The sequence below is a fragment of the Pseudarthrobacter sp. NPDC058362 genome (assembly GCF_042723515.1).
Taxonomy (GTDB): Bacteria; Actinomycetota; Actinomycetes; order Actinomycetales; family Micrococcaceae; genus Arthrobacter.
In genome coordinates this window covers 195895-216900 of the sequence record NZ_JBHXIW010000005.1, presented here as the reverse complement: position 1 = coordinate 216900, position 21006 = coordinate 195895, and the positions used below count along the sequence as shown (strand labels likewise).

The following is a 21006-nucleotide window of genomic DNA, read 5'->3' as shown; positions in this document are numbered from 1 at the left end:
CGCTCATGGAAGCTGCAGGCGCCGGCGTGGTGGTGGGTCCTGACGGGCTGGCCCGCCCCGCCTGGGCTGCCACCGACCCGCTGATGCGGGAGTACTACGACACCGAGTGGGGCCTGCCCGTCACGGACGAACAGGGCCTTTATGAACGGATCTGCCTGGAGGGCTTCCAGGCAGGACTGTCTTGGGCCACTATCCTGCGGAAGCGTCCCGCGTTCCGCGCCGCTTTCGCGGAGTTCAGCCCGGACGCCGTGGCCAGGTTCACCGAGGCGGATGAGGCGCGCCTGATGGCAGACGCCGGAATCGTCCGCAACCGGCTGAAGGTCCGCGCCGCCATCACTAACGCCCGTGCAACCCTCGCCCTGCGGGCCGAGGGCGGGCTGGTGGACTTCGTCTGGCAGTTTCGCCCGGACGCGACTCCCCGGCCGCTGACCTTCGCAGACGTGCCCACACAGTCGGAGGAGTCTGTGGCGCTCTCCAAGGCGCTGCGCAAGAAGGGCTTCGCCTTCGTCGGGCCCACCACCATGTTCGCGCTGATGGAGGCCATCGGCATGGTGGACACCCATCTTGTCGACAGCCACCGCCGCGGATCCTCCGGGGTTTGGGCAGACGAGGTTGGGTCCGCTTCCCCCACCTTGGGCTCCAGCCGCTGAACTGGCGGCGGCCGGAGTGCCGCCCGCACTTTTCCCCAGTTGTTGGGAAAGTTATCCACAATGGGGATAACTTTCTCGATGAGGGGATTTAACGCCCTGCAACTGGCTTCGAGGCCAATCTTGCGCACCGAATACGGTTATTAACAGTGTGGAAAAGCACTGTGGATAGCCGCTGGGAAGAGCCTAACGCTCGGCGCGCACCGGGTGATGGCTGGTGATCGAAACTCGGTTAAAGGCGTTCATGGTGATGGCGAGCCAGCTCACCACGCTGTACTCCTCCACAGTGAGGTGATCCCGAGCGTACGCTTCCTCGTGCTCCATTGAACGATGGTCCGGCAGGTCCGTTATCGCTTCCGCCAGCGCGAGGGCCGCACGCTCCCTCGCTGTGAACAGTGCCGTTTCCCGCCAAGCCGGCAGCACGGCCAGGCGCTGCGGTGTTTCCCCTGCCTTGACGGCATCCCTCACGTGCAGATCCAGGCAGAAGGCGCAGCCGTTGATCTGGGAGATCCGAACGTGCAGGAGCTCGATCATGCGCTGGTCCAGGCCCGCCTCATCGGCCGCCTCGCGGACCTTGAGTCCCAGGCCGTTCAGGGCCCGCCACAGGACCGGATGTTCCTTGTCGAGAAAGATGTGCTTGGTATTCGCGGCGGTCAAAGGTCCTCCCGGCATCGTTGGGCGCGCATGCGTCAGCTGCTTCTCGAAGCTTATCCACTCCCCACACTTATGCACTTACCAACAGCACGATACCCACAAGTTATCCACAGTTGTGGAAAGATGTCCTCGCCGGATGGCCCGGCGCCCGCTGAGACGGCCCTGCTGCACGAAAGCTGTCCTATGAATTACATGACTGTGAGTTATTAACAGTGTGCAAAACCCTGTTGATAGGCGGCTCAGACCGCCCTCCCCACGGCCTTGTTCAGGCTGGTGGACGGAGTTTGTGCACATCCGTGGCTCATGAGGGGGAGTTGTCCACTTACGCACAGGAGTATCCCCAAGAGTTATCCACAGTTGTGGACGGGCAGCCTGGCCCCTCGCCGACGGACGCCTTGTGACACGGAAAATCCGGAAGAGGCACCCTGAACTACAGGTGTGTAAGTTACCAACAGTGTGGATAAGGGCTGTGGAAAACATCTTTAGCGCAAGAGATCCCACCGTCCGCCTCGAGGAGGCTTGGACCATGGGATCCTTCCGAGCGCTGTCCTGCTACAGCGAGATGCGCACCCAGCTGCTGGCGATGAGCATCAGCAGCACAGCGGCGAGGCCGGCCGCCTGCACCAGGCGCTGGCGCGGGCCCCGCGGGGCATAGGCCAGCACGGCAGCACAGAGTGCGCCGGTTATCAGGCCGCCCAGGTGCGCCTGCCAGGCGATCTGCGGAACCATGAAACCTATAACGCCGTTGATGGCGATAAGGACCCACAGCTGCCGGGTATCGCCGCCGCGGTGGCGTTGGACCAGAAGCATCGCTCCGAACAGGCCAAAGATGGCCCCCGAGGCACCGACCACCCCGACGGGCCCACCCGGGGGAAGAATCGGGGTTAAGGCGAGGTAACCGACCGAGCCGCCGATCGCGGAGATCAGGTAAACGGCCAGGAACCTGATGCGCCCCAGGAGGGGCTCCAGCGCCTGGCCGAAGATCCACAGCATGTACATGTTAAGCACTACGTGCAGAATGAAGCCTTGGGAGTGGAGGAACGCCGCCGTGAGCATGCGCCACGGCTCAAAGGCCCCGTATTCCGGGGTGGCGTATACCGAGGCGAACGCAAAGTTTCGGAATACCGCGTCGCCTGGGATGATCCACTGGAGTACGTACACCAGGGCGCACGCCGCGATGATCCCGAACGTCACCTTGGGCGAGCCGGTCGCAACGGCACCGCCGTAGACCGTCCGCACCTCCGGCGTCGTACGTTTTGTTTCGTTGACGCAGTCAACGCATTGGAATCCGACGGCGGCCGCCCGCTGGCATTCGGGGCAGGCAGGACGCCCGCACCGCTGGCAGCGCACGTAGGATGGCCGGTCCGGGTGCCGGGGGCACACCGGGACCTGCGCGGACGGCTCTGCCGCCGGAATCCCGTAACTCATGGCGCGGTATTACAGCTGTTCGATGTCGATGCTGTTGATGGTGACGTCCTCAACGGGGCGGTCACCCATACCGGTGCGGACACCCTCGATGGCGTCGACAACCTTCTTGGATTCTTCGTCGGCAACCTCACCGAAGATGCTGTGCTTGCCCTGCAGCCAGTCGGTGGGGATGGTCGTGATGAAGAACTGGGAACCGTTGGTGCCCTTGCCCATCTGGATGCCGGCGTTGGCCATGGCCAGCTTGTAGGGCTGGTTGAAGCTCAATTCCGGGTGGATTTCGTCGTCGAAGCGGTAGCCCGGACCACCGGTGCCGCGGCCCAGGGGATCGCCGGCCTGGATCATAAAGTCCTTGATGATCCGGTGGAAGATGGTGCCGTTGTACAGCGGCGTCCCGGTCTTCTCCTCGCCCGTCTCCGGGTGGGTCCAGGCCTGCTCGCCCGTGGCCAGACCAATGAAGTTCTTGACCGTCTTGGGGGCGTGGTTGCCGAAGAGGTTGACGACGATGTCGCCCATGCTCGTGTGGATGGTTGCTTTTGCGGTTGCGATGGCAGTCATGGGGTCTATTCTTTCACGCCGCTTCGCGGGGCAGGCGGCCGGGCAGACAGTTCCGCGCTCGGTGAAATATGCCCAAAATCAGCGCTGGGAATAGCCGGTGGAAGGCAACACACGTAGGCTAACCACAGAACCGTCACATTAATCGGGAGGTAGTTGTGAAGAAGTCAGACCGTATTGCCCGTGACCTTGAGCTGTCGGTCACCCACGCTGTGGAAAACGCCCGCGACTGGGCGACGCCGCGCGTGGAAGCGGCTGTTGACTGGGCGGTCCCCCGCCTCCAGCAGGGCATCGATACTGCATCCCCCAAGATCCAGGAAGGCCTGAAGACCGCAGCGCACAACCTCGCTGACGGCGTCGCCACGGTTACCCCTCGGATCCAGGACGGGCTGGCGCACCTCGCCCCCAAGATCAACGACGCCGTTGAGGGCGCCTCGCCCCGCCTGCACGAGGCCCTGGACAAGGCCACCCCTGTCATACTGAATGCCCGGGACCGCGTTGTTGTCGAATATCTGCCGCGGCTCTCCGACCAGATCGGCCAGGCCTCCACCGTTGTGCACCGCACGCTGGAGAACACACCGGCACACGTCGATGCCGTGGCACAGAAACTGGGGGATGTTGGCCTGATCCACGCTCTCCAGGAGCAGGCACACGCAACCGGCGCCCAGCTCAAGGCAGCCGCCACGGAGGCGGGCCGCGCCGCAAACCTGCAGCTGGCCGAACCGGCGAAACCCAAGAAGCGCGGCTGGCTGGTCTTCGGGGTCATCGCCGCCGCGGTGGCAGCCGGGGTAGCAGCCTGGAAGGCATCGAAGCCCGTCGAGGATCCCTGGAAGACGCCGTCTCCCGTGAAGCCCACCCCGGCTCCTGTTCCTGCCGCCACGGTCAGCGAAGCCAAGGCCGAAACTCCGGCAGCCGCCGTCGGCACCGCCGCTGCCTCTCCTGCCACTACCGCCGCGTCGGCGGCCGCGGGAGATAAGGCAGGCGCTGCAAAGGAGGTGGCTTCCGCGGAAAGCACCGACAAGGATGCTGCCGAGAAGGACTCCAGCGAGAAGGCCAAGCACGTGGCCGGGGATGCCCCCGCCTCCGCGGCAGCGACCGATGCCAAGACCGCTACGAAGAACATTGCAGCGAACATTGAGGATAAGGGCAAGGGCAACGTCCAGGCCTGACCGCCGCCGATTGCCTCAGGGGCCCCGTTCATTCACGAACGGGGCCCCTTTTGTGCGCCACGCAAGGCTTCCGCGCAGGAGTCCCCGGCCCGGAAACTGAGCCGCCATCGGTGCTAGATTTGAAGTGATGTCAGCCGATCAATCCTCTGGGGATGCCTTGAACGACGCAGCCGTGCTGCCCCGCGTGTCCATCGTCATTCCGGCCTATAACGAGGAAAGCGTCATCCAACAGTGCCTGATAGCGGCCATCTACCAGTCAGTGCCCGCGCACGAGATCATCGTGGTGGATAACCTGTCTAAGGACCGTACCGCGGCCATTGTGGACCAGATGCAACGGGAATACCCCGAAACTCCCCTGCTGCTGCTCAGCCAGGACCGGGAACAGGGCCTCATCCCTACCCGCAACTTCGGCCTGGACCAGGCTACCGGGGACGTCCTGGGCCGGATCGATGCCGATTCCGTCGTGGAGCCGGACTGGGTGGAGCAGGTGCAGAAGGCATTCCTGGACCCGTCAGTGCAGGCGGCCACCGGACCCGTCGTGTATTACGACATGCCCATGCGCCGCTTCGGTCTCAAGGCGGACGACAAGATGCGCCAACTCATGCTCAAGCTGGCCAAGCACCAGTACCATTTCCTCTTTGGTTCGAACATGGCGCTGCGGGCGTCCGCCTGGGACACCATCCGTGCCGAAACCTGCCGGGACGAGAAGGACGAAATGCATGAGGACATCGACCTGTCCCTGCACCTGGCTGAACATGGCCTTAAGATCCAGTACTGCCCGCAGATGGTCTCCGGAATGTCCGCGCGGCGTCTGGAGGATTCGCCGCGGGACTACCGGTACTACGTCACCCGCTTCGACCGGACGTACAAGGCCCACAACGTGAAGAAGATGGCCCTAAAGGCTCCCATGGTGGTGTTCTTCTCCGTCTACTTCCCGGCCAAAATCCTCCGGGCGATCCACACGGTCAACACCGCCCAGCCCGTCCGGCGCGGGGGCCAGTAGGCGGGCACGCCGCCCCCGGATCAGCCGCCAGCCGGAAGCCTGACCCAGGACCACCACCGCCAGTCCCACCAGAATCATTCCCAGGCCCGCATAGGTTCCTGCGGGCAGCGTCTCGCCAAGAAACACTGCAGCCAGCAGCGCCGCGCCGGGAATCTCGAGCAGGATGATCATGGACACCACCAGCGGGCTCATAGTGGCCAGGAGGTGGTTGAAGGCCGTGTGGCCCACCAGCTGGGCGCAGACCGTGATGGCAAGGATGCCCAGCCAACCTGCCGCCTCAAAGCCTACGAGCGGCTGCCCCGCCACGAGCGCCAGGACGGCCACCAGTGCGGCGCACATGCCGTAGCACAGCGTGGTGTAGGCCCCGGTGGTCATAGTTTGCCGGGCCTTGCCGCCGGCCAGGGTGTACAGGCCCGCCAACGCACCGCCGGCCACGGCCAGCAGGTCCCCCACGAGGGCCTGCGGCGACGCTCCCATGTCGAACCCCGTAATGGCTACCACACCGCCAAAGGCGATCCCCAGCCCCGCCAGCACGCGCCACCCGTGGCGTGCGCCGCGCAGGAGCTGGAACACCGCGATCCACGCCGACTGCAGGCAGACCAGCGCCGTGGCTGCGGCGACCGACGTCAGCTGCAGCGACGTGATGAAGCAGGCAAAGTGCAGGGCAAGCGCGACGGCGGCCGTCAGGGACCAGCGCAACTCACGTCGGGTGATCCGTCCGAATTGGGCAGGCTCCCGTATCAGGGTGGGCCCGGCCATGACCACGGCACCAATGGCATTACGCCAAAACGCAATGGCCAGGGCGGTAACGGAGGTAGCCCCGAGGGTGGCAGCGATGAGTGGGCCGGAGGAGGCCACACCCAGGACACCCAGGGCCGCGAGAAAGAAGATCACTTCACACCCCTTTCAGCGCAGCGAGGCATGTGCCTCCATCCATCTGACATAGTTCGCTGCTGGTTAGAAAATGCTGGTGAAGTATTGCCAGCCTGAACCGATCTTTACCCGCGGTTTCCAACCGCCGGTCCCGTTACCGGGATACAGGTAGAGCACTCCATACTTGTCCCGGGCCATGACGTCGACGTTACCGTCGCCGTTGAAATCACCCCCGGCACTGATGCTGGTGAAGTATTGCCAGCCTGAACCGATCTTTACCCGTGCTTTCCAACCGCCGGTCCCGTTACCGGGATACAGGTAGAGCACTCCATACTTGTCCCGGGCCATGGCGTCGACGTTACCGTCGCCATCGAAATCGCCGGGACCGAGGATGGTGGTGAAGTTCTGCCAGCCTGAGCCGACCTTCACCCTAGGCTTGAAGCCGCCTGTCCCGTTACCGGGGTACAGGTACAGGGCGCCATACTTGTCCCGGGCCATAACATCGGGTTCGATATCGCCGTTGAAGTCGTCCGGGGCGATGATGGTGTATCCGGTCCAGCCGCTTCCAATGAACCCGCCGGATGGGCCGTCGGACATCCACAACTTTCCCCAGGCGTCCTGGGCGAGATAGTCAGGGAGTCCGTCGCTGTTGAGGTCGCCCGGCCTGACGAGCCCAACGTAGCCCTCGTGTCCGTCCTGCAACCGGTAGCGGGGTTTCCATCCGCCGGTTCCGTTGCCCGGGTAAACCCAAACAATGCCGGCCTTGTCACGTGCCAGGACATCCGACTTATCGTCCCGGGTGAAGTCCATGAAAGCCCGGGCGTCGAAGCTCGGCGCAATGGGTTTAGATAAGGCTGTCGTGCTGTAGTAATAGTGGGTGCGGTGGTATCGGGCACGCACCGTGATCCTGTGACCTCGGTCCTCCCGCGTCACTGTGTACGTCGGGTCGGTGCTCCAGACGGCGAGCTTCTGATCATCCCGGTACCACTCGTACATGACCGTCTCAGCAACAGGTGTGGGGATGCCGGGGACGGCGGTGAGAACCTGGCCAGGTAGCGCCGTACCTTTGATGGTCGGGGCGGTGACTCCCGTGAAGCTACCCCAGATGTACGGTCGCAGGTTGGATGTGACGCCCCTTGTCCGACCCGTGTAATGAGCAGCGACTGGTGTCACGCCGACGTTAATAGTCTTGCCGATGTATTCCGGAGCAGCGATGTACTCCGGCCCCGTCGCCCCGGGAATCGCTTGGCTCCACCAGCCGTCCGAGGCATACCACTGGTACGCATAGCTCAGGTCAGCCGGCGCGGTCCCGGTGACCGGCGGCGCGGAGGCCCGCAGCACGGTTCCGGTGGGGACGTTGTTGGATTCGGCAGTCCTGTTCCAGGTGATCGTTGGATCGGATGCCAAGGTCAGGTAACCGCGGAAACCGGTACCATGCGATGCCGTGTGACGCCATGTCAGATATTCCGGCGCCGACAGGGTAACCGTGCTGTGGAGTTCTGCGCCCAGGTCCGCTTCAGTGACGGTGTAGGTCTCTGCATCCGCTCCCGGGATCGGAACCCCGTTTCGCGACCACACGTAGGAACGCTCCGGCGCGGTGGCTAGGGCTGGTCGTGCACCCACAGATGGAATGCCGGCCGATATGGCTTGGCCCAACACGGGTTCCCCGGCGGACCCCCTGGCAGCGTCGAAGTAACCACGGACCGGAGGTGTCTCCTCAGACACGTACACGACCGGATCAGCGCCGAATTCCTTCATGGTCATACGAACCGAGATACGGCGCCCGAACATCGACTCTTCGAGCGTCGTGTAAGTACCAGCCCGGGAGTAGACCTGGCCGTCAGCCAGCCATTCATAGTTGATCCACTCCCAGGACTTGCTCCGGTCAATGTCCGCGACGAAGTGCAGGGTCCGGAACACCACGGCCTCGCCCTCAAACCTCATCGACGGCGCTGTCGCGGTCTCGTTTACCGAGGACGGATCTGCAGTGGTGGCGCCAGCGGGAACCACCGGCGAGAAAAGGATTACCGTCGTGAATACCGCGCACAAAGCAGCAAGTACCTGACGCGAGCGTCCGGGCAGGATAGAAGAATTGTTCACCGTGCGTGTCCCCCTGGTCAGCGTGGACCAATCACCAGTCGCACGTTTCTACTGGAGAAGATATAGCACCCAGGAACCCACCACCAAGACTGGCCCCGCACACGGCCAGAAAGGTGAGACGGCAACGAAGAAGCCAGGCGGGTAGCCGCCTGGCTTCTTCGTTTTCAATATGGTGGAGGCACGGGGACTCGAACCCCGAACCCCCTGCTTGCAAAGCAGGTGCGCTACCAATTGCGCCATGCCCCCATAAGAAGCAACCCGTCCATCATACCCTAAGAACCTGGGAGCCTTTGACCGGCTCCGGTCCGGGTTCCGGGCTAGTCCACCGTGTCGGTCGACTTGCTCCAGAGTTCTTTCCGGGCTTCGGATTCCTGTGCTTTCTTGTAGACCAGGACGCCTGCGATTGCCGCTGCCAGTACAAGCAACTTCTTCACGTGCTCCCCGTTCCGGCCTGTCCGCAGAGCCTGCGAACCAACCTTCAACTTGAACCTGCACAGGTTCCGTGGGCGTACCAGGACTTGAACCTGGGACCTCTTCGTTATCAGCGAAGCGCTCTAACCGCCTGAGCTATACGCCCCGATGCCTCATCGGGCCGAGACATGACTTTACAGCACATCCCGGCCCGATCTCAAATCGGGCCCTCCTGCCCGGTTTTACGGGGCGAAAGGAGGATTACTAATCGTCAGTGAGGGTCACGCCGATGCCGCCCACCAGGGTGGCAGAGATGTTGTAAAGAACCGCCGACAGCATGGAGAGTGCCGTCAGCAGGACCACATTCACCACCGCAATGATGGTGGCGAAGGACGCCACCTGGCCCAGTGAGGCAACCTTCTTGAGTTCGAAGCCACCGCCTTCGGACCCGGACAGCGTACCCAGCAGGCTGTCCACCTGGTCGAAGATACCTGTGAGGTCCAGGACCGTCCACAGCACGATGGCAGCCACCACCGTAACGATGCCCAGTGCCACGGACAGCAGGAACGCCATCTTCAGCACGGACCAGGGATCCACCTTGCTGACCAGCAGTCGGGCCCGGCGGACCTTTGCCTTGGGCGCAGGCTTGACCAGGCCGGGAGTACCCTGCTGGGCAGGACGCTGGCCGGGCGATGAGGGGCGTGGACCGGAGATGGGCCGCTGACCAGGAACTGCAGGCCGCTGGCCGGGGGTTCCGGCGCCGGCGGGACGCTGCTGGGGGCGGACGGGAGCGTTCACCCGCGGCGCCGCAGAGGCCCGCCCGGGGCCGGGGGCGGTGCTGTTCGGCTTGGGAAATGAGTCGGAATTACTCACTCGTTACCTCCGTGTTGTCTTCGTTCGGCTCAGCGTCGCCCGAGGCGTCCTCTGACTCAACGGCCGGTGATTCTTCTGCCACTGCTGGCTCGGTGGAGTCCACAGGGGCTCCGCCGTCTTCAGCCAACGTTACGTCATCCTCCGCGGATTCCTCGCCCTCAAGGCCGCGTTCGCTGTTGCGGGCCACCTCGATGATGCGGTCGTTCTTATCCGGCTTGGCGAAGATGACGCCCATGGTGTCACGGCCCTTAGCCGGCACGCCGGCCACCGATGACCGGACTACCTTGCCGCCTTCCATGACCACCAGGACCTCATCCTCTTCCTGAACGATGAGGGCACCCACCAGGTCACCGCGTTCCTCGGCCAGCTTGGCCACCTTGATGCCCAGGCCACCGCGGCCCTGGAGCCGGTATTCCTCGACAGCGGTGCGCTTGGCATAGCCGCCCTCGGTCACCACGAACACATAGGAACCGTCAGTGACCACATTCGCAGCAAGAAGTTCGTCGTCCTCGCGGAACTTCATCCCGGTCACGCCGGAGGTGGCGCGACCCATGGGGCGGAGCGCTTCTTCTGAAGCGGTGAAGCGGATGGACTGGCCCTTGCGGGATACGAGCAGCAGGTCGTCTGTTTCGGAGACCAACTGCGCGGACACCAGTTCGTCGCCGTCGCGCAGGTTGATCGCGATCACGCCGGCGGAGCGGTTGGTGTCGTAGTCCTCCAGCCTGGTCTTCTTCACCAGGCCACGCTTGGTGGCCAGGACGAGGTAGGGAGACTGCTGGTAATCCCTCAGGTCAAGGACCTGGGCGATGCGCTCATCCGGCTGGAACGCCATCAGGTTGGCCACGTGCTGGCCCTTAGCGTCACGGCCCGCTTCCATCAGCTCATAGGCTTTCGCCCGGTAGACGCGGCCGAGGTTGGTGAAGAACAGCAGCCAATGGTGCGTAGTGGTCACGAAGAAATGTTCCACGACGTCGTCACCGCGCAGCTGGGCGCCCTTGATTCCCTTGCCACCGCGCTGCTGCGACCGGTAGTTATCGCTGCGGGTCCGCTTGACGTAGCCGCCGCGGGTGATGGTGACCACCATTTCCTCTTCGGGAATGAGGTCTTCCATGGACATGTCGCCGTCGAATCCCATGAGGATCTTCGTGCGGCGGTCATCACCGTGCTTGTCCACGATCTCACCGAGTTCGGTGCTGATGATTTCGCGCTGGCGCTGCTCGGAGCCGAGGATGGCGTTGTACTCGGCAATCAGCGCCTCGAGCTCTGCGTGGCGGTCCTGGATCTTCTGTCGTTCCAGGGCGGCCAGCCGGCGCAGCTGCATGTCCAGGATGGCCCGCGCCTGCAACTCGTCGATGTCCAGCAGCTCCATCAGTCCGTCGCGCGCCGCCTCGGTGGTACTGGAGGCGCGGATCAGGGCGATGACCTCGTCCAGCATGTCCAGGGCCTTGAGGAGCGCACGGAGGATGTGGGCTTCTTCCTCTGCCTTGCGGAGGCGGTAACGCGTCCTGCGGGCGATGACGTCCATCTGGTGCGTGACCCAGTGGCGGATGAAGGCATCCAGGCTTAGTGTCCGGGGCACGCCGTCCACGATGGCCAGCATGTTGGCGGAGAAGTTGCTCTGCAGTTCGGTGTGCTTATAGAGGTTGTTCAACACCACCTTGGCCACGGCATCGCGCTTGAGGACGATGACGAGTCGCTGGCCGGTGCGGCCCGATGTTTCGTCCCGGAGATCCGCGATGCCCTGGATCTTGCCGTCCTTCACCAGTTCGGCAATCTTGATGGCCAGGTTGTCCGGGTTGGCCTGGTACGGCAGTTCGGTGACCACCAGGCAGGTCCGCCCCTGGAGCTCCTCCACGTTGACCACGGCCCGCATGGTGACGGATCCCCGGCCTGTACGGTAGGCGTCCTCAATGCCCTTATGGCCCAGGATGGTGGCCCCGGTGGGGAAATCCGGTCCCTTGATCCGGAGCAGGAGCTCTTCCAGCAGCTCCTCACGGCTGGCACCGGGGTTGGCCAGGTACCACTGCACGCCGTCCGCCACTTCCCGCAGGTTGTGCGGCGGAATGTTGGTGGCCATGCCCACTGCGATGCCCGATGAGCCGTTGACCAGCAGGTTGGGGAACCGCGCCGGCAGGATAGTGGGTTCTTGGTTCTTCCCGTCGTAGTTGTCCTGGAAGTCGACCGTTTCCTCGTCGATGTCCCGGACCATTTCCATGGCCAGCGGGGCCATCTTGGTCTCGGTGTACCGCGGTGCAGCGGCGCCGTCGTTGCCCGGGGAGCCGAAGTTGCCCTGGCCAAGGGCCAGCGGGTAGCGCATGGTCCAGTCTTGGATGAGACGCACCAGGGCGTCGTAGATGGCTGTGTCGCCGTGGGGGTGGTACTGGCCCATGACCTCGCCCACAACGCGGGCGCACTTGTTGAAGGAACGGTCAGGGCGGTAGCCGCCATCGAACATGGCGTACAGCACGCGGCGATGCACCGGCTTGAGTCCGTCCCGGACATCCGGCAGGGCACGGCCCACGATCACGGCCATCGCATAGTCAAGATAGGACCGCTGCATTTCGGTCTGCAGGTCCACCTGTTCGACGCGGTCGATCAACACATCGCCTTCAAGAACGGTGTCCGGGTTCCCGGCCTCGGGGGCGGGCGTCTCGGGAGTTTCGTCACTCATGTATATATTTTCCGTTTCAGGTATATGTCAGTCCGGGAATTCGTAGCGGGAGGCCTAGATATCCAGGAACCTGACATCCTTGGCGTTCTGCTGGATGAAGTTACGGCGGGATTCAACGTCTTCGCCCATCAGCACGGAGAAGATCTGGTCCGCGGCCAGGGCATCGTCCATGGTGACCTGCAGCAACGTCCGGTTGTCCGGGTCCATGGTGGTATCCCACAGTTCCGTGTAATCCATCTCGCCGAGTCCCTTGTACCGCTGGATGCCGTTTTCCTTGGGAATGCGGCGTCCAGCGGCTTGGCCGGCGACGAGTTTGGCGTCGCGTTCCCGGTCGCTGTAGACGTAGTCGTGCGCCGCGTTGGACCACTTGATGCGGTACAGCGGAGGCTGGGCCAGGTACACATAGCCGTGCTCAATAAGGGGGCGCATGTAGCGGAACAGCAGGGTCATCAGCAGGGTAGTGATGTGCTGGCCGTCCACGTCGGCATCAGCCATGAGGACAATCTTGTGGTACCGCAGCTTGGAAAGGTCGAAGTCCTCACCGATGCCGGTGCCAAAGGCGGTGATCATCGACTGGACTTCGGCGTTGCCCAGCGCCTTGTCCAGGCGGGCGCGCTCCACGTTGAGGATCTTGCCGCGCAAGGGCAGGATGGCCTGGGTCTCCGGGTTGCGGCCGCGCTTGGCAGATCCGCCGGCGGAGTCACCCTCCACGATGTAGACCTCGCACTTCTCCGGGTTCTTGGAGGAGCAGTCCGAAAGCTTTCCGGGCATGCCGAAGGATTCCAGCGGGCTCTTGCGGCGGGCGTTGTCGCGGGCCTTGCGGGCCGCCATGCGGGCCTGCGCCGCCGAGATGGCTTTGCGGATTACGTCGCGGGCCGGGCCCGGGTTGCGTTCCAGCCAGTCACCTAGCCCATCCGTCACCACGCGCTGCACGAAGCCCTTGACCTCGGAGTTGCCCAGCTTGGTCTTGGTCTGGCCTTCGAACTGCGGCTCGGAGAGCTTCACCGAAATAACGGCAGTGAGGCCTTCACGGATGTCATCACCGGTGAGGTTGTCCTCTTTTTCCTTGATGATGCCCTTCTCGCGGGCGTACCGGTTGATCAACGAGGTCATCGCCGCGCGGAAGCCCTCTTCGTGGGTTCCGCCCTCATGGGTGTTGATGGTGTTGGCGTACGTGTGAACGCTTTCAGAGTAGGCGTTGGTCCACTGCATGGCCATTTCCAGCGCGATCCGGCGCTCGGTGTCTTCGGTTTCGAAGGCAATGACGTCCTCGTGGACGACCTCCACCTTCTTCCCCGAGTTCAGGTGCTTGACGTAGTCCAGCAGACCCTCGTCGTACTGGTAGACCACGGTGCGGTGTTCGGCGGCCACTTCACCTTCGATGGCAACGCCATCCAGATCCAGGTCTGCGTCGGCTTCGTTGGCCTCGGTCTCGCGTTCGTCGGTGAGGGTGATCCGCAGGCCCTTGTTCAGGAAGGCCATCTGCTGGAAGCGGGCGCGGAGCGTCTCGAAATCGAACTCAGTGGTCTCAAAGATGGCTGGGTCCGGATAGAACGTCTGGGAGGTTCCGGTACGGTCCGTTTCCTCGCCCTTGACCAGGCTGCCCTGCGGCTTGCCGCCGTCCGCGAAGGACATCCGCCAGACGTGGCCCTGACGGCGAACTTCGGTATCCACCCTGCTGGAGAGTGCGTTGACGACAGAGATGCCAACACCGTGCAGGCCACCGGAGACGGCGTATCCGCCGCCGCCGAACTTGCCGCCGGCATGCAGGATGGTCATGACTACTTCCACCGTGGGCTTGTGCTCGGTGGGATGCATGTCCACGGGGATGCCGCGGCCGTCGTCGACAACCTTCACGCCGCCGTCCGCCTGAAGCACAATCTCGATATGGGTGCAGTATCCGGCCAACGCCTCATCCACGGAGTTGTCCACCACTTCGTACACCAGGTGGTGCAGGCCGCGCGGTCCGGTGGAGCCGATGTACATGCCCGGACGCTTCCGGACAGCCTCAAGGCCTTCAAGGACCGTGATGTCGCTGGCACCGTATTCCCGAGGTGTCACAGCATCCGGGCTTTCTGGGGTGCGGCCGTCCCCGGCTGCGGATTCGGCTGCCGGAATGTCTGTATTGTCGTTAGCCACAGGCGCTGTCGACTCCTCTGTTCTCGATGATGGCCGGCTGATTCCCCCTTGGTTTCCACCAGGGAAGCACCCGCCAACAGGCACAAACTTATGGCGCCGATGAGGTACTGACGGAGGGGACCCATGCTCCGCGAAGAGGAATTCGCGGAGAACGGACCCGGTCAATGTGTCACCCGCGCCCAGTTATCTCCGTCGATTCTACCGCGACACGCCCTATTTCCCCGCATTCCGAGGCCGTGGGCGAAGCCCAATATGGCTGTGACTGGCCATTGACCGCGCCTAGGGCGGTCCAACAGCATGGCCTCCGGGGGCCTATACACCCATGGGGCTCTAGCGGGCTCTACATGGCGTTAAAGGGATTTTCAAGACCTGTGGCACTGCTTTCGGCGGAACTATCCATAGGTGTCCCGCGGACCCCGACCATTGACGGTCCGTCCGCCTTTGCGCCAGCTGGGGGCCGCCGGTCCCAGGACGTGGATGCTGGTCACCACGCCGTCGCCCAGTTCGGTCCGGAACTTCTCGAGCAGGCTGGCGCTGAGCAACCTCAGCTGGGTGGCCCAGGCGGTGGAATCGCAGCGGACATGGAGGGTGGTGTCAGTGAAGCTCTCGGGCGTGCAGTGCGCAGAAATTTCCGGCCCTACAAGGGCAGGCCACTCTGCCATCACCGAACCGACCGCCACCGGCGAGGTCCAGCCGCGTTCCGCCACCAGGCGGCCCACCACTTTTCCTAGGCCCAGCGGATCCCGGCCGGTTGCGTGGAACTGTCCGAAACCCCGGGTGTCCCGGATTCCCTTCTTGGCCTTGGCTGAGCCGGGACGGACCGCTTTCCTTCGGATTTCGCCCCGGGCCGCGGCCGCCTCCCGCATCCGGTTCAGTGCGGCCTGGGCGGCATCGATCGCGTCGGGATCCCGGCCGGGCTGCAGCCCGCCTGGACCTTCACTGTCCCTGCTCATCGATTCCTCCCGGGATGACCTTCACCCGCCGCCCGGCGAGTTCTTCCGGAATATCAGCGTCGACGGCGGCGGTCACCAGGACCTGTTCCGCGCCTGCGACTATGGCGGCCAGTTTACGCCTGCGCTGGACGTCCAGTTCGGCGAACACATCATCGAGGATCAGGATCGGAGCGGACCCGCCGGTCCGTGCGTCATCCAGCATGACGTAGTACGAAGCAAGCCGCAGCGAAAGACACATGGACCAAGTTTCGCCATGTGAGGCGTAGCCCTTGGCCGGTGCCTGGCCCAGTATCAGTTCCAGATCGTCCCGGTGCGGGCCGACTAGCGAAATGCCGCGTTCGAGCTCCTTCTTGCGCGCTTCGGCGAAGGCCCGTACATACCGTTCGGTGAGATCTTCAACCGAAAGCGCGCGCAAGTCCTCCCTTCCCCCTGCCGCACCCGGCACCCCGGCCGCGCCGGCCCCGGCGAGGGCAGCGCCGTCGTCGTCCATCTGGTCCTGGAGGGTGGAGCGGTAAGTGGCGTCCGCAGGCTTGGTCGCATCCGTCAGCCCCGCATAGGCGTGGGCCAGGTGCGGGCGCAGGAGTTCCACCAATGCCAACCGGGCATGGAGGAGCTCGGCGCCGGCCCTGGCCATGTGCTGGTCCCAGACATCCAGCGTGGCCTCGTGCCCCGCAGTGAACTTTCCGGCACGCGCGGACTTCAGGAGGGCGTTGCGCTGTTTCAGCACCCGGTCATAGTCGCTGCGGGTCGCTGCGTGGTGCGGCACCAGACTGGCCAGAAGCTCGTCCAGAAACCGGCGGCGGTGCGAGGGATCTCCCTTCACCAGCGCCAGATCCTCCGGCGCGAAGAGGACTGTCTGGCAAATGCCCAGCAGATCGCGGGCCCGCACAGGATTGCTCCGGTTGATCCGTCCCCGGTTGGCACGTCCCGCATTGATCTCCAGTTCCAGCACAGTGACCTGGCCGCCGCGGACCAGGCGGGCCCTCACCAACGCGCGTTCCGTCCCGAACCGGAGCAGCGGAGCGTCCGTACTGACGCGGTGGGAACCCATCGTGGCCAAGTAACCGATGGCCTCCATCAGATTGGTCTTGCCAATTCCGTTGGAACCCACCAGGACCGTGACGCCCGGCTCCAGGGCAAGGTCCACCTGGGCGTAGCTGCGGAAATCGGTCAGGGAGAGGTGTTCCAGGTACACGCGGAAATCGGCAATTCTGGGACCCGTACGGGTTCCCGGTGGATGTTACTTGGCGGGGCGGGTGGCATGCCCGCCGAACTGGTGGCGGAGCGCGGAAACCATCTTCATGGCAGGCGAGCTGTCCTCGCGGGATTCGAAACGGGCGAACAGGGCTGCCGTGATGGCCGGAGCGGGGATGGCATTGGCGATGGCTTCTTCAACTGTCCACCGTCCCTCGCCCGAGTCCTCCACGTAGTCGTCGATGTTCTGCAGGCCCGGATCCTCGTCAAGGGCCTTGACCGCGAGGTCCAAGAGCCAGGACCGGACGACGGTACCTTTCTGCCATGCGCGGAAGGTCCCCGGCAGGTCCGTGATGATGTCCTTCGAAGCCAGCAGCTGGTAGCCCTCGGCGTAGGCCTGCATCAGGCCGTATTCAATGCCGTTGTGCACCATTTTGGCGTAGTGGCCTGCGCCGATGCCGCCCACGTGGACGAAGCTGTCCGCCCGATCGCCTTCGGGGCGCAGGGCGTCGAAGACGGGAAGTGCGTACTCGATGTCCGCGGCATCCCCGCCGGCCATGAGGCCGTAGCCGTTCTGCAGGCCCCACACTCCGCCGGATACACCGCAATCCACAAAGCGGATGCCCTTCGCCGCCAGTGCTTCTCCGTGCTTCTGGTCCTCCGTGAAACGGGAGTTCCCTCCGTCGATCACGAGGTCGCCCTCGGCGAGTTTGTCGCCAAGCTCAGTGATGACTGCATCCGTAATGCCACCTGCAGGGACCATCACCCAGACCAGTCGAGGGGCAGGAACGGCGGCAATCAGGGCATCCACGGACGCCACGTCAGTGATGTCGGGGTTGCGGTCGAATCCCGTCACCTCGATGCCTGCCGTGCGCAGGCGTTCGCGCATGTTGAAACCCATTTTTCCGAGGCCGATCAATCCAATGTGCACGTGGATCCTCTTTCCTGCGCTGGGGAAGGGTGGCGGTGTGGATTAGTTGGGCAGGCGGACGGGCATGACGAGGTAGCGGTAGTCGTCCTGGTCCTCGCCGTCCGCATCCGTTTGTGCCGTGATCATCGCGGGTTTCGGGGCGGTGGTGAAAGAGAACCGGACGAATTTGGTTTCGATAACGCTCAGGCCCTCCACCAGGTAGTGGGGGTTGAATGCGACGGTTATGTCCTCACCGGAAAGCTGGGCTTCGAGTTCTTCGGAGGCCTGCGCGTCCTCGCCGGTGCCGGCGTCCAGGTTCAGCTGCCCTTCGGTGAAGGCGAGGCGGACCGGGGTGTTCCGTTCAGCCACGAGCGACACACGGCGTACTGCTTCGACGAGTTCCTGGGTCTGGACCGTGGCATGGATAGGTGTGCTGTCCGGGAACAGCGAACGGATCTTGGGGTAATCGCCGTCCACCAGCAGAGAGGTGGTGGTGCGGCCGCCACTTTCGAAACCGATCAACCGGCTGTCGTCATCCGAAAGCGCCAGGTTGATATCACCGCTGTTGCCAAGGGTCTTGGCTACTTCGTTGAGCGTCTTCGCTTTGACCAGTGCGCTGGTGGAAATACCCGGAGTTGCCGGCTTCCAGGGGACTTCGCGCATGGCAAGCCGGTACCGGTCCGTTGCGAGGAGCGTAATGAGGTCGTCTTCGATCTCCATCCGCACGCCGGTGAGGATGGGCAGTGTGTCGTCTTTGCTGGCGGCAATGATCACCTGGGAGACCGCCTGGGCGAAGGCATCTCCGGGGACGGTGCCGCTGATGGCCGGTAGGGCAGGAAGCGGGGGGTACTCAGCCTCGGGCATGGTGGCCAGATGGAAACTGCTTCGCCGGCACGTCAGGGTGACCTTGTTGCCGTCGGTTTCGACATCGACGGGGGCAGAGGGCAGGCTGCGGCAGATATCTGCGAGCAGTCGGCCGGAAACCAGGATGGTGCCTTCGTCCCGGATATCCGCAGCGATCTCCAGTCGTGCGGAGGTTTCGTAGTCAAAGCTTGAGAGGCTGACAGTGCCGGCTTCGGCTTTGAGCAGGAGGCCCGACAGGACGGGAACCGGCGGCCGCGGAGACAAGGACCGGGCTGTCCAGGTAACGGCTTCTGCCAGGACGTCCCGATCGACTCTGAACTTCACGGAAGGGTGCCGCCTTTCATTGCTGCTATCTGAACTGCCATGTGATACCGGGATCCCTAGGAAGGAAGTCCCTGCCAAGGATGCAGCGCCCGCCCCGGACTTGCATGGTCCGCGCTGTGCGGAACCGGGCTGGAACCCAAGGATGGGAGCGCTGCTGACAGCTTAGCCGGAAGATCCGCGATTAACCCATCCCCGGGATTGCATCAGGGCGGCCCGTTGGCCGGCCGGCCCGTATGGAGCGTGAGTCGGATCGATCTTGTTGTTTGAGGGATTTCAATTTTTTGGGATTAGTAGTGTTAATAACTGCTGTGGAAACTGTGGATAACCCTGTTCCAGCCCGCGATCCGGCGGTTAAGGCCTGTTCATGGGCTGTGGGCAGACCTGGTTTTAAACAGGGTGTGGATGGGGACAAGATTTTTCGTGATTTTGCTGATCCACAGACGCCTTAAGGGTTTTAAGCCCATTAACCGCGGTTGTCCCCTTAAGTATCCACAGGCTTATCCACATGCACCTGTTAATAAGGTATGGAGCAGGCGGATCAGGAGTCGCGCTGCTGCTGCTTGATCCGGTTTGTCAGCTCCGTAACCTGGTTGTAGATCACACGCCGTTCCGCCATCAGTTCGCGGATCTTCCGGTCGGCGTGGATGACTGTGGTGTGGTCACGGCCGCCGAGCTCCTGGCCGATCTTGGGCAGGGACATGTCCGTCAGTTCACGGCAGAGGTACATGGCGATCTGCCGTGCGGTCACCAGGGTTCGGGTACGGGACTTGCTGCAAAGTTCGTCCATGCTGAGCTTGAAGTACTCTGCAGTCTGCTGCAGGATCTGGGCGGACGTGATTTCCTGTGCGCCGTCGTCCGTGATCAGGTCCTTCAGCACCATCTCGGCCAGGGCAACATCGACCGGCTGGCGGTTCAGGCTGGCGAACGCCGTGACACGGATCAGGGCGCCTTCGAGTTCGCGGATGTTGCTGGAGATCTTGGAAGCGATGTACTCCAGCGCGTCGTCGGGTGCGGACAGCCCCTCACTCAGTGCCTTCTTGCGGAGAATGGCGATTCGGGTTTCGAGCTCCGGGGGCTGGATGTCCGTCAGCAGGCCCCACTCGAAGCGGGACTTCATCCGGTCCTCGAATCCGGCGAGCAGCTTGGGCGGCTGGTCCGAGGTGATGACCACCTGCTTGTTGTTGTTATGCAGCGAGTTGAACGTGTGGAAGAACTCCTCCAGCGTCCGATCCTTGCCGGCCAGGAACTGGATGTCATCGATCAGCAGGACATCCACGTTGCGGTAGGTGGTTTTAAAGCTGGCGCCTTCGTCATCGCGGATCGAGTTGATGAAGTCGTTGGTGAACTCTTCGGAGTTGACGTACCGGACGCGGATCCCGCTGTACAGGCGCCGGGCGTAGTGGCCGATGGCGTGCAGCAGGTGGGTTTTTCCCAGGCCTGAGTCGCCATATATGAACAGCGGGTTGTAGGCCTTGGCTGGAGCTTCGGCAACGGCAACGGCGGCGGCGTGCGCAAAGCGGTTGGATGAACCGATCACGAAGGTGTCGAACACGTACTTGGGGTTCAGCCGGCCAAATTCATGGGAGGTGCTGGGCAGCATGGGCTGCGGCTTCTGCTCGATTGGCTGGTCACCCTGGAAGGAAGGTTCGACGACGGGTTCGGGCTCCGCGTGCACGGGCACCAAATCAGTGTCGACGTCGATGGCGCAGCGGATATCTTCGGAGAATACGCTGTGGAGGGCGTCGTCCAGGGCGTCCTTGACCTGCGTTTGGAGCACTTCGCGGGTCAACTCGTTGGGAACGGCCACCAGCAGGGTAGAACCAATCAGGCCCTGGGCCTGGGCCAGGATAACGAAGCCACGCTGCCGCGGCGTGACGCGGTGGTCCTCTTCCAGCAGGCTGATGACCCGCCGCCATGAACTTCCGACAGTATTGGCGTGGTTGGCTTCATCTACTGTCATCAACGGGTTCCCTCAAACTTACTTATGCCTGCATTGCCTGCAGCCCCATGCCGGGAACCGGAGCGCCGGTCCCCCGGTAATCCACAGGTTATACACAGCCCGTGGATAATCGGCTACTGAGCCACTCTAGGGGATGGAATGGCCAGAAGATAGCTGGGAAGTTGGTTGTGGATAATTACACTGTTGTGGTTCTGAAAACGGCCCTGTGAGCCACTTCATCCACAGGTCGCCGAGGCAGGTTAGGCACAGCTGTGGACAGCTCTTCGGCACCTGCCCGGTTT

General features: G+C 63.3%; 17 protein-coding genes and 2 tRNA genes. 3 read left to right on the top strand and 16 right to left on the bottom strand.

Annotated features, from left to right (window positions below):
- Positions 1–5 precede the first annotated feature (5 nt).
- Positions 6–650 carry a DNA-3-methyladenine glycosylase I gene (locus ACFWIX_RS12210; RefSeq protein ID WP_377216388.1) on the top strand — a complete coding sequence of 215 codons (645 nt, stop codon included), beginning with the start codon at positions 6–8 and terminating at the stop codon, positions 648–650.
- A gap of 183 nt (positions 651–833) precedes the next feature.
- On the opposite strand, the gene ACFWIX_RS12205 is transcribed toward ACFWIX_RS12210, so the two are convergent.
- From ACFWIX_RS12205 to ACFWIX_RS12195, 3 genes are all read right to left on the bottom strand, one after another.
- Positions 834–1304: a carboxymuconolactone decarboxylase family protein gene (locus tag ACFWIX_RS12205; RefSeq protein WP_377216387.1), complete on the bottom strand. Its 471-nt coding sequence runs from the start codon at positions 1302–1304 to the stop codon at positions 834–836.
- 549 nt (positions 1305–1853) lie between these two features.
- Positions 1854–2729, bottom strand: a complete 876-nt coding sequence (locus ACFWIX_RS12200) for a rhomboid family intramembrane serine protease (protein WP_377216386.1) — start codon at positions 2727–2729, stop codon at positions 1854–1856.
- Positions 2730–2738: 9 nt separating this feature from the next.
- On the bottom strand, positions 2739–3284 hold the full coding sequence (locus tag ACFWIX_RS12195) for a peptidylprolyl isomerase (protein ID WP_377216385.1): 546 nt from the start codon (positions 3282–3284) through the stop codon (positions 2739–2741).
- A 155-nt stretch (positions 3285–3439) separates the two neighbouring features.
- Here ACFWIX_RS12195 and ACFWIX_RS12190 point away from each other — a divergent pair, with 155 nt between their 5' ends.
- Both ACFWIX_RS12190 and ACFWIX_RS12185 read left to right on the top strand, forming a co-directional pair.
- Positions 3440–4450 carry a hypothetical protein gene (locus ACFWIX_RS12190; RefSeq protein WP_377216384.1) on the top strand — a complete coding sequence of 337 codons (1011 nt, stop codon included), beginning with the start codon at positions 3440–3442 and terminating at the stop codon, positions 4448–4450.
- A gap of 127 nt (positions 4451–4577) precedes the next feature.
- Positions 4578–5453 carry a glycosyltransferase gene (locus tag ACFWIX_RS12185; protein ID WP_377216383.1) on the top strand — a complete coding sequence of 292 codons (876 nt, stop codon included), beginning with the start codon at positions 4578–4580 and terminating at the stop codon, positions 5451–5453.
- Here the strand turns inward: ACFWIX_RS12185 and ACFWIX_RS12180 are convergent.
- The 13 genes from ACFWIX_RS12180 to dnaA all read right to left on the bottom strand — a co-directional run bounded on the left by ACFWIX_RS12180 (position 5346) and on the right by dnaA (position 20725).
- Entirely contained in the window at positions 5346–6347 is a 1002-nt protein-coding gene (locus ACFWIX_RS12180; protein ID WP_377216382.1) for a DMT family transporter, read from the bottom strand. The two genes, ACFWIX_RS12185 and ACFWIX_RS12180, sit on opposite strands and share 108 nt — an antisense overlap.
- Positions 6348–6410: 63 nt before the next feature.
- Positions 6411–8426, bottom strand: coding sequence for an FG-GAP-like repeat-containing protein (locus tag ACFWIX_RS12175; protein ID WP_377216381.1), 2016 nt, complete (start codon positions 8424–8426; stop codon positions 6411–6413).
- A 170-nt stretch (positions 8427–8596) separates the two neighbouring features.
- Positions 8597–8672: transfer RNA gene (locus ACFWIX_RS12170), tRNA-Ala, on the bottom strand.
- Between the two features lie 71 nt (positions 8673–8743).
- Positions 8744–8860, bottom strand: a complete 117-nt coding sequence (locus ACFWIX_RS12165) for a DLW-39 family protein (protein WP_377216380.1) — start codon at positions 8858–8860, stop codon at positions 8744–8746.
- Between the two features lie 69 nt (positions 8861–8929).
- Positions 8930–9003, bottom strand: a tRNA-Ile gene (locus tag ACFWIX_RS12160).
- A gap of 98 nt (positions 9004–9101) precedes the next feature.
- Positions 9102–9710 (bottom strand): DUF3566 domain-containing protein, encoded by a 609-nt coding sequence (locus ACFWIX_RS12155; protein ID WP_377216379.1) that lies wholly within the window; start codon positions 9708–9710, stop codon positions 9102–9104.
- On the bottom strand, positions 9703–12381 hold the full coding sequence (gyrA, locus tag ACFWIX_RS12150) for a DNA gyrase subunit A (protein ID WP_377216378.1): 2679 nt from the start codon (positions 12379–12381) through the stop codon (positions 9703–9705). Before gyrA ends, ACFWIX_RS12155 begins: the two co-directional genes overlap by 8 nt.
- A gap of 54 nt (positions 12382–12435) precedes the next feature.
- Positions 12436–14520: a DNA topoisomerase (ATP-hydrolyzing) subunit B gene (gene gyrB / locus ACFWIX_RS12145; protein ID WP_377216377.1), complete on the bottom strand. Its 2085-nt coding sequence runs from the start codon at positions 14518–14520 to the stop codon at positions 12436–12438.
- A 392-nt stretch (positions 14521–14912) separates the two neighbouring features.
- Complete coding sequence (locus ACFWIX_RS12140) at positions 14913–15473, bottom strand: DUF721 domain-containing protein (RefSeq protein WP_377216376.1); 561 nt, start codon at positions 15471–15473, stop codon at positions 14913–14915.
- Complete coding sequence (recF, locus tag ACFWIX_RS12135; RefSeq protein ID WP_377216375.1) at positions 15457–16668, bottom strand: DNA replication/repair protein RecF; 1212 nt, start codon at positions 16666–16668, stop codon at positions 15457–15459. Before recF ends, ACFWIX_RS12140 begins: the two co-directional genes overlap by 17 nt.
- Positions 16669–16713: 45 nt before the next feature.
- On the bottom strand, positions 16714–17598 hold the full coding sequence (gene gnd / locus ACFWIX_RS12130; RefSeq protein ID WP_377216374.1) for a phosphogluconate dehydrogenase (NAD(+)-dependent, decarboxylating): 885 nt from the start codon (positions 17596–17598) through the stop codon (positions 16714–16716).
- A 42-nt stretch (positions 17599–17640) separates the two neighbouring features.
- A complete protein-coding gene (gene dnaN / locus ACFWIX_RS12125) occupies positions 17641–18765 on the bottom strand; it encodes a DNA polymerase III subunit beta (protein ID WP_377216373.1) in 1125 nt (374 codons plus the stop codon).
- 538 nt (positions 18766–19303) lie between these two features.
- Positions 19304–20725: a chromosomal replication initiator protein DnaA gene (gene dnaA / locus ACFWIX_RS12120; protein WP_377216372.1), complete on the bottom strand. Its 1422-nt coding sequence runs from the start codon at positions 20723–20725 to the stop codon at positions 19304–19306.
- Positions 20726–21006 lie beyond the last annotated feature (281 nt).

Bases quoted from the DNA above. Each gene is read 5' to 3' on its own strand.
- ACFWIX_RS12210 (WP_377216388.1), top strand. From the start codon at position 6: ATGGAAGCTGCAGGCGCCGGCGTGGTGGTGGGTCCTGACGGGCTGGCC.
- ACFWIX_RS12200 (WP_377216386.1), bottom strand. From the start codon at position 2,729: ATGAGTTACGGGATTCCGGCGGCAGAGCCGTCCGCGCAGGTCCCGGTG.
- ACFWIX_RS12195 (WP_377216385.1), bottom strand. From the start codon at position 3,284: ATGACTGCCATCGCAACCGCAAAAGCAACCATCCACACGAGCATGGGC.
- ACFWIX_RS12185 (WP_377216383.1), top strand. From the start codon at position 4,578: ATGTCAGCCGATCAATCCTCTGGGGATGCCTTGAACGACGCAGCCGTG.
- gyrA (WP_377216378.1), bottom strand. From the start codon at position 12,381: ATGAGTGACGAAACTCCCGAGACGCCCGCCCCCGAGGCCGGGAACCCG.
- ACFWIX_RS12140 (WP_377216376.1), bottom strand. From the start codon at position 15,473: ATGAGCAGGGACAGTGAAGGTCCAGGCGGGCTGCAGCCCGGCCGGGAT.
- dnaA (WP_377216372.1), bottom strand. From the start codon at position 20,725: ATGACAGTAGATGAAGCCAACCACGCCAATACTGTCGGAAGTTCATGG.